The sequence below is a fragment of the Phenylobacterium aquaticum genome (assembly GCF_947378715.1).
Taxonomy (GTDB): domain Bacteria; phylum Pseudomonadota; class Alphaproteobacteria; order Caulobacterales; family Caulobacteraceae; genus Phenylobacterium; species Phenylobacterium aquaticum_A.
Map to the genome: position 1 here is coordinate 1 of NZ_CANCLE010000178.1, position 7,266 is coordinate 7,266.

Annotated in this window: 10 protein-coding genes; 4 read left to right on the top strand and 6 right to left on the bottom strand. The window is 67.7% G+C overall.

Annotation, left to right across the window (positions count from 1 at the left end):
- Both dnaN and Q7P21_RS17820 read right to left on the bottom strand, forming a co-directional pair.
- Positions 1-839, bottom strand: an 839-nt coding sequence (gene dnaN, locus Q7P21_RS17815) for a DNA polymerase III subunit beta (protein ID WP_304178155.1), incomplete at its 3' end; no start/stop codon positions are given.
- A 121-nt stretch (positions 840-960) separates the two neighbouring features.
- Positions 961-1,434: a MarR family winged helix-turn-helix transcriptional regulator gene (locus tag Q7P21_RS17820; protein WP_304169918.1), complete on the bottom strand. Its 474-nt coding sequence runs from the start codon at positions 1,432-1,434 to the stop codon at positions 961-963.
- 70 nt (positions 1,435-1,504) lie between these two features.
- Here Q7P21_RS17820 and Q7P21_RS17825 point away from each other — a divergent pair, with 70 nt between their 5' ends.
- Positions 1,505-1,858 (top strand): DUF488 domain-containing protein, encoded by a 354-nt coding sequence (locus Q7P21_RS17825; RefSeq protein WP_304169919.1) that lies wholly within the window; start codon positions 1,505-1,507, stop codon positions 1,856-1,858.
- A gap of 126 nt (positions 1,859-1,984) precedes the next feature.
- Here the strand turns inward: Q7P21_RS17825 and grpE are convergent, their stop codons facing one another.
- Positions 1,985-2,605 carry a nucleotide exchange factor GrpE gene (gene grpE, locus Q7P21_RS17830; RefSeq protein ID WP_304169920.1) on the bottom strand — a complete coding sequence of 207 codons (621 nt, stop codon included), beginning with the start codon at positions 2,603-2,605 and terminating at the stop codon, positions 1,985-1,987.
- Between the two features lie 11 nt (positions 2,606-2,616).
- On the bottom strand, positions 2,617-3,684 hold the full coding sequence (gene hrcA / locus Q7P21_RS17835; protein WP_304169922.1) for a heat-inducible transcriptional repressor HrcA: 1,068 nt from the start codon (positions 3,682-3,684) through the stop codon (positions 2,617-2,619).
- 136 nt (positions 3,685-3,820) lie between these two features.
- Here hrcA and rph point away from each other — a divergent pair, with 136 nt between their 5' ends.
- Positions 3,821-4,537 carry a ribonuclease PH gene (gene rph / locus Q7P21_RS17840; protein WP_304169924.1) on the top strand — a complete coding sequence of 239 codons (717 nt, stop codon included), beginning with the start codon at positions 3,821-3,823 and terminating at the stop codon, positions 4,535-4,537.
- A gap of 346 nt (positions 4,538-4,883) precedes the next feature.
- Here the strand turns inward: rph and Q7P21_RS17845 are convergent, their stop codons facing one another.
- Positions 4,884-5,120, bottom strand: coding sequence for a helix-turn-helix transcriptional regulator (locus Q7P21_RS17845; RefSeq protein ID WP_304169926.1), 237 nt, complete (start codon positions 5,118-5,120; stop codon positions 4,884-4,886).
- 3 nt (positions 5,121-5,123) lie between these two features.
- The gene (locus tag Q7P21_RS17850) at positions 5,124-5,654 is read right to left on the bottom strand and encodes a DUF2975 domain-containing protein (protein WP_304169927.1); all 531 of its coding nucleotides are present in this window, start codon (positions 5,652-5,654) and stop codon (positions 5,124-5,126) included.
- A gap of 402 nt (positions 5,655-6,056) precedes the next feature.
- Between Q7P21_RS17850 and rdgB the strand changes: the two genes are divergently transcribed.
- Together rdgB and Q7P21_RS17860 are read left to right on the top strand one after the other, a co-directional pair.
- Entirely contained in the window at positions 6,057-6,656 is a 600-nt protein-coding gene (rdgB, locus tag Q7P21_RS17855) for an RdgB/HAM1 family non-canonical purine NTP pyrophosphatase (RefSeq protein WP_304178157.1), read from the top strand.
- The coding region (locus Q7P21_RS17860) for a radical SAM protein (RefSeq protein WP_304178158.1) at positions 6,653-7,266 on the top strand (614 nt) is incomplete at its 3' end. The genes rdgB and Q7P21_RS17860, both read left to right, overlap by 4 nt.

Genomic DNA, 7,266 nt, shown 5'->3' on the forward strand with positions numbered 1-7,266 from the left:
GAGATGGTGGCCACCCGGTCGACGGCTTTGGCGAACAGCTTGTTGTCGACCATCATCACCCGGTCGTTGTCACGCGGGATCACCCGGACATAGTCGGGGAAGTTGCCGTCGATGACCTTGGAGGTCAGGGCCGCGCCGCCGAACTCGAAGCGCACCTTTTGGGGGCTGAGCTGCAGGTCGACGCTCTCGCCGGCGTCTTCCAGAAGGCGCCTCGCCTCATTGATGGTCTTGCGCGGCACGATGACGCCCGGCAGGCCGGCCGAGCCCTCCGGCGCGGTCATTTCGGCCAGGGCCAGGCGGTGGCCGTCGGTGGCCACGGCCCGCAGCTTGGCGATCCCGCCCTCGACCACGGTGTGGAGGTAGAGGCCGTTCAGATAATAGCGCGTCTCCTCGGTGGAGATGGCGAAGCGGGTCTTGTCGATCAGCCGGATCAGGTCGTTGACGTCCACCCCGATGCGGGCCGACAGGCCGTCGGAGGACATCACCGGGAAGTCTCCGGCCGGCAGAACCGGCAGGTTGAAGCGCGAGCGCCCCGCCGCCACGGTCAGGCGCGGATCCTCGCCGGTGAAGGACAGCGAGACGTCGGCGCCTTCCGGCAGCTTGCGCACGATCTCATAGAGGGTGTGGGCCGGCGCGGTGATCTGGCCGGGCTGGTCCACCTGGGCCATGGCCTCGTCGATGATCTCCATGTCCAGGTCGGTCGCCGAGAAGGTCAGCCGGTCGCGCTCGGCCGACAGCAACACATTGGAGAGGATCGGGATCGTGTTGCGGCGCTCCACAGCGCTCTGCACATGCCCCAGCGCCTTCAGAAGGGCCGCCCGTTCGATCGTAAGCTTCATGTTCCGGTCCGAATCTCCGCGCGTCGGCGCATCAACTCGCCGTCGCCCCCGACTGGAGGGGACTTGGGACTTTAATCATTCTCGCGGCGCGGGAAAGGGCTGGCGGCGCGGCATATGTGGATCAGCCGCCGATTTCCAGTATGGCTGCGGCTTCCGCCAGCTTTTGGGCGAGGCTGACATCGATCAGGGCGTTGATCTCATCATGGGCCGCGCGCCAGACCGGCAGGGCGAAGGCCATGCGCCGCACCCCCACCTCGGTCAACCAGACCAGCTTGCGGCGGCTGTCGTCCTGGACGGCGATCTCCACCAGGCCCTGGCGCTCCAGGACCTGGAGATTGCGGGTCAGGGTCGAGGCGTCTAGGCCGGTGCGCCTGGCCAGGGCGCCCAGGCTGTCATCCTGGGACGAGGCCAGATGGGCCATCAGGCTGAACTGGGCCGGCGTCAGTCCGGTCGGGGTCAGGCGGTTCTCGAGAAAGGCCCCGACCCGGCGCGCGGCCAGGCGGACAAAGCCTCCGGCGCATTCCGCCGCCGCGAAAGCCGCCGCCTCGCGCAGCTCGCCACGGCGGTCCCTGGGGGGTTGTCGAAGCTTTTTCATGTGCATATGCATATACAATAATTGCATATGCAAGAAAAGGGTCTTGAGGACCCGTTTTCGGGGAACTGAGATGTCCGGACCGGTTCTGAAGCGCGCCTATGACCCGCCAAGTCCCGAGGATGGAACGAGAATTCTGGTCGATCGGCTCTGGCCGCGCGGCGTCACCAAGGCTGGCGCGCGCCTCGAGGCGTGGTTGAAAAATCTCTCACCCAGCGACGATCTGCGCAAGCGGGTGCACGCAGGACAGATCGATTGGCCCAGCTTCCTCGCCGCCTACGCGAGTGAGCTCCAGGCTCCCCTGGCGGCGGAGGCTGTCGCCGAGTTGCGCGCGGCGATCGCGGCTGGGCCCGTGACCCTGGTCTATGCCGCCAAGGACCCGGCGCGGAACAACGCCGTGGCCCTGGTGGAGATATTGGGGCTGTAGCTCGCCAAGCCGTCATGGCCGGGCTTGTCCCGGCCCCCCATGAACACCGCCTGCGGAAATATCCGGGACGGCTTGCACCTATGGGTCCCCGGGACAAGACCGGGGATGACGACATGACAAATGTATCTAGGCCTTGCGGTCGACCGCCGCTCCCGCGTCCGGGTCGGCTTCGGCCGGGGCCTTGGCATAGGGGTTGGCCCCGCCGCCTTCGGACACAGCCTCGCCGCCGGAGCCCTTGGCGGCCACCGCCACCATGGCCGGACGCACCAGGCGGCCCAGCAGCTCATAGCCGGCCTGCAGGGTCTGGATCACCGATCCGCCGGCCACCTCGTCGGAGGGTTGCTCCATCACGGCCTGGTGCTGGTGGGGATCGAACCTGGTCCCCTTGGCCGGCTCCACCCGCTTCAGCCCGTTGGATTCGAAGGCGTTGAGCAGCGCCTTCTCGGTCATCTCCACCCCAACCACGAAATTCTTCACCGCCGGATCGGTCGAGGCGGGCGGGGTGGTGAGCGCGCGCGACAGGGTGTCGGCCACGCCCAGCAGGTCGCGGGCGAACTTCTGGATCGCATAGGCCCGCGCGTCATTGGCCTCGCGTTCCGCCCGGCGCTTGGTGTTCTCGGCGTCGGCGGCGTAGCGCAGCACCTGTTCCTTCAGCGCCGCGATCTCCGCGTTCAGCGCTTCCATATGGCTCAGAGTGGCTTCGGCCACGGCGTCCAGTTCTTCGGCCGGCGTTTGATCGTCGGACATCTCGTTCCTTCTCACGCGTTCGAGACCTGGGAGAGCATGCGGGCGGTATAGTCCACCAGCGGGATCACCCGGGCATAGTTGAGGCGGGCGGGCCCGATCACCGCGATCGCGCCCAACACCTTTTGCCGGCCCGTCATATAGGGCGCGGCGATGACAGCGGAACCCGAAAGCGAAAACAGTCGCGTTTCCGCGCCAATGAAAATGCGCACGCCCTGGGCTTCCCGCACCCCGTCTAGCAGACCGATCAGCTGTTCCTTTTGTTCCAGATCATCGAACAGCATGCGGACCCGCTCGAGATCATCGAGGGTTCCGGGGTCGCCGAGCAGATTGGCCCGGCCTCGGACGATCAGGGCCCGGTCGGACCCTTCGCCTCCGCCCCAGGCGGCCATGCCGTCCTCGACCAGGCGCGCGGCGGTCTCGTTGAGCTGCAGGCGCGCCTTTTCAAGTTCGATCGCGACCTCCGCCCCGGCCTCGGCCAGGGTCCGGCCGCGCAGGCGGGCGTTGAGGAAGTTGGAGGCCTCCTGCAGGGCGCTGGGAGTGACCCCGGCGGTGAGCGGCATCAGCCGGTTCTCCACCGCCCCGTCTTCGAAGACCATGATCGCCAGCGCCTGGTTCTCGGACAGCGCCACGAACTCCACATGCTTGACCCCGGCGTCGCGGGCCGGGGCCACGACGATGCCCGCGCCGCCGGCCAGGCCGGAGAGAATGGCGCTGGCCTCGTTGAGGGCGTCGTCGAAGGAGCGGGGACGACCGGTCAGGCGCGCCTCGATGGCGCGACGCTCATCCTCGCCGACATCGCCGACCTCCATCAGGCCATCCACGAACAGCCGCAAGCCCGCATGGGTCGGCAGGCGGCCGGCGCTGGAATGCGGCGCACCGAGCAGGCCCAGCTGGGTCAGGTCCTGCATGGTGTTGCGGATCGAGGCCGGCGACAGATGCACCCCGCCCTTGGACAGGGTCCGCGACCCGACCGGGTCGCCGGTCTCCAGATAGCTTTCCACCACGCGGCGGAAGATGTCGCGGGCCCGGGCGTCCAACTCGGCCAGGGTCGGGCCCTGGGAAAGGAGTGAGCTGGTCACGGCAGGCGTCGGATCTGGGGCAGCACCATGGACGGAACCTCTATGATCTAGGATAAGCGCGCACCTCGCCGGCGCAAGTCGGCCAACCCGAATATGACCGCGGTCCGTCGCCGACCGCACACCTGAGAGACTGCTTATGCGCCCGTCCGACCGCACACCCGACATGCTTCGCGCCGTGACCCTGGAAACCGGGGTCAATCGCTATGCGGAGGGTTCCTGCCTCGCCAGCTTCGGCCACACCAAGGTGCTGATCACCGCCAGCGTGGAAGAACGGGTGCCGGGCTTCATGCGCGGTCGCGGCCAGGGCTGGGTCACCGCCGAATACGGCATGCTGCCCCGCGCCACCCACACCCGGGGCCGCCGCGAGGCCTCGGAAGGCAAGCAGTCGGGCCGCACCCAGGAGATTCAGCGGCTGATCGGCCGCTCCCTGCGCGCCATCATCAATCCGGCGGCCCTGGGTGAGCGCCAGATCTCCATCGACTGCGACGTGATCCAGGCCGACGGCGGCACCCGCACCGCGGCGATCACCGGCGCGTGGGTCGCTCTGCGCCAGGCCACCCGCTATCTGATGGACGAGGGCCTGATCACCACCGACCCGATCATCGACCAGGTCGCGGCCATTTCCTGCGGCGTCTACAACAATGTGCCGGTGCTGGACCTCGAATATGAGGAAGATTCCAACGCCGAGGCCGACGCCAATTTCGTGCTGACCGGCAAGGGCGACATCGTCGAGATCCAGGCCACCGGCGAAAAGCGCGGCTTCAGCCAGGCGGAGTTCGAGGCCCTGTTCGGCCTGGCCCGCAAGGGGATCAGCGAGCTATGCGCCCTGCAGCTGGTCGCCGCCGGCGGCTGATCGCCCGACCTCCAGACAACAGAAAAGGCGGGCTTTGCGGCCCGCCCTTTTCGTGGTCGTCACCAGACCGGCGCGATGCCGGCCTGAGGGGTCTTACCGGCCGGAGAGCAGCTGGCGGAAGGCCGACGGCGGCATGCGGGCCAGTTCGGCGGCGAGGGGAGCCATCAGGCTGTCGATGAGACGTTCCAGGGCGCGAAGCATGTCCATCTCCTTGTGCATCGCAACATTTGCTGCGGTGCATATAGAAGCGGGGCGTTGATAAATCAACATCTGATCACCGTTCAGACGTACACAATCGCCGAAAATGTGATGAATATGCTGCGCTGCGACACGAGGTCGCGGAACTCTAGCCGTCGTCGTCGATGGCCTCATCCCCCGGACCGGGTTCGTAGAACAGGATGTCGCCCGGCTGGCAGTCCAGCTCGCGGCACAGGGCCGCCAGGGTGGAAAACCGCACCGCCCGGGCCTTGCCGGTCTTGAGGATCGACAGATTGGCGATGGTGACGCCGACCCGGTCAGCCAGCTCGGTCAGCGACATGCGCCGCTCCAGGAGGACCCGGTCGAGAAGTACGCGAATGGGCATGGGCTAGATCGTCAGCTCCGCTTCGCGCCGCAGGCGGGCGCCCTCGCGGAACACCTCCGCCAGGACGAACACCACCAGCACCGAGAACCAGGCGGTGAGATTGAGACTGGATTCGACCCGGTTCTGGCCGGGCAGCAGCCATGCGCTGGCGAACTGGAAGCAATAGCGACCGAGTTCCAGGGCGGCCAGCATCAGGCCGATCACCCGCAGGCGCAGCACATTGTCGGGATGGAAGGGGTCGCCGGCGGTGAGCGTCGCGAAGATCAGGCGCAGCCGCGCCACGATCACCAGCACGCCGGCCAGATAGAGCCCGACGGCGAGGATGGCGCCCATCAGCACCGGGCCGCTGGACAAAAGCTTGGATTCGCCGACCGACAGGGCGATGTCGCCGATCAGGTCGGGATTGAAGCTGAGCAGCAGGGCGGCGAACAGCATGAGGCCCGAGACCCCCAGGCCGACCCACAGGGCGTAGAACACCACGTCCAGGATGATCTTGAGGAAGCTCGACACCGAGCCCGGCCCCAAGGCGCGCATCAAAGGCATAGCTTCAGCCCCAAATTCTGGTCCGCCGCCGGGCCCCGGCGAACGGGAGCCACGGCGGCGAGACGGTCCCGCCACAGTCATGGGGCTAAGCTTAGGCGATCAGCTTGTCGGCCACCACGGCCAGCACGGGGGCGGCGGCCAGCATCATGATCACGCTGACGGCGAAACGGTCCATCCAGGACATCACGGGAGAGAACATGGGGTAGATCCTTTGGTTTGAGTTGCTGCGGTGCAGCATTTGCGGCAACGGCGTTGCGCCGTTCATGTCGATAGTCAATACGGACACGTCGCTTATCGATCAATGTAATTATCGTTTTTCGATATTAAACTTTTGCAATGCAGCGCGAAGGCCAAGCCCCTATGGTCCGCGCCGCAGATTGCGAAAGGCGCGGCATGGCCCTGAAACTCGAACCCGGCGCCCGGCTGGTGGTCGCCACCCATAATCCCGGCAAGGCCCGGGAGCTGACCGAGATTCTCGACAACCGATTCGAGCTGGTCACCGCCGGCGCGCTCGGGCTGGGCGAGCCGGAGGAGACCGAGAGCACCTTCGTGGGCAACGCCCTGCTCAAGGCCCGCGCCGCTGCGGAGGCCTCGGGCCTGATCGCGCTGGCCGACGATTCCGGCCTGTCGGTCACCGCCCTGGACGGGGCGCCGGGCATCTATTCCGCCCGCTGGGCCGGACCGGACAAGGACTTCGCCCTGGCCATGCGCCATGTCGAGGAACGGCTCGCGGCCACCGGATCGGACGACCGGTCCTGCTGGTTCACCTGCGCGCTCGCCGTCGCCTGGCCGGGCGGGGCCGGTGTGACGGTGGAGGGGCGCATCGACGGGACCCTGGTGTTCCCGGGCCGGGGAACCCAGGGCTTTGGCTATGACCCGATCTTCCAGCCGCTCGGCCACAACCTGACCTTTGGCGAACTCGAGCCGGCGACCAAGGACGCGATGAGCCACCGGGCCAGGGCCTTCGCCCTGCTGAAGGCCGCCCTGCTTTGAGCGAAGCGCCGCCCCTGGGCGTCTATGTCCACTGGCCCTATTGCGCCCGCATCTGCCCCTATTGCGACTTCAACGTCTTCCGCGACCGGGGCCGGCGCGACGAGCAGGCGGCGCTGAAGGCGGCGATCCTCGACGACCTGCGGGCCCAGCGCGCCCTGACCGGCGAACGCAACCTGGTCTCGGTGTTCCTGGGCGGCGGCACGCCTTCGCTGATGGACCCCGACTGGGCCGGGGAGATCATCGCCCTGGCCCGCACGCTTTGGACGCCCGCGGCCGATCTGGAGGTCAGCCTGGAGGCCAACCCCACCGACGCCGAGGCCAGCCGCTATGCGGGCTTCGCAGCCGCCGGCGTGAACCGCCTGTCCCTGGGGCTGCAGGCCCTGGACGACCCGACCCTGAAGCTGCTGGGACGCGACCACGGCGCCGACGAGGCGCGGCGTGCAGCGCGGCTGGCGGCCGGCGTCTTTCCGCGCCTGTCCATCGACCTGATCTATGCCCGTCCCGGCCAGACCCCTTGGGCCTGGGCCGCCGAACTCGCCGAGGCTGTCGACCTGGGGGCCGAGCACATCTCGCCCTACCAGCTGACCATCGAGGCGGGCACCGCCTTCGA

Excerpts from the sequence above, each read along its gene's own strand:
- Q7P21_RS17820 (WP_304169918.1), bottom strand. The coding sequence starts at position 1,434 with ATGAAAAAGCTTCGACAACCCCCCAGGGACCGCCGTGGCGAGCTGCGC.
- Q7P21_RS17825 (WP_304169919.1), top strand. The coding sequence starts at position 1,505 with ATGTCCGGACCGGTTCTGAAGCGCGCCTATGACCCGCCAAGTCCCGAG.
- grpE (WP_304169920.1), bottom strand. The coding sequence starts at position 2,605 with ATGTCCGACGATCAAACGCCGGCCGAAGAACTGGACGCCGTGGCCGAA.
- rph (WP_304169924.1), top strand. The coding sequence starts at position 3,821 with ATGCGCCCGTCCGACCGCACACCCGACATGCTTCGCGCCGTGACCCTG.
- Q7P21_RS17845 (WP_304169926.1), bottom strand. The coding sequence starts at position 5,120 with ATGCCCATTCGCGTACTTCTCGACCGGGTCCTCCTGGAGCGGCGCATG.
- Q7P21_RS17850 (WP_304169927.1), bottom strand. The coding sequence starts at position 5,654 with ATGCGCGCCTTGGGGCCGGGCTCGGTGTCGAGCTTCCTCAAGATCATC.
- rdgB (WP_304178157.1), top strand. The coding sequence starts at position 6,057 with ATGGCCCTGAAACTCGAACCCGGCGCCCGGCTGGTGGTCGCCACCCAT.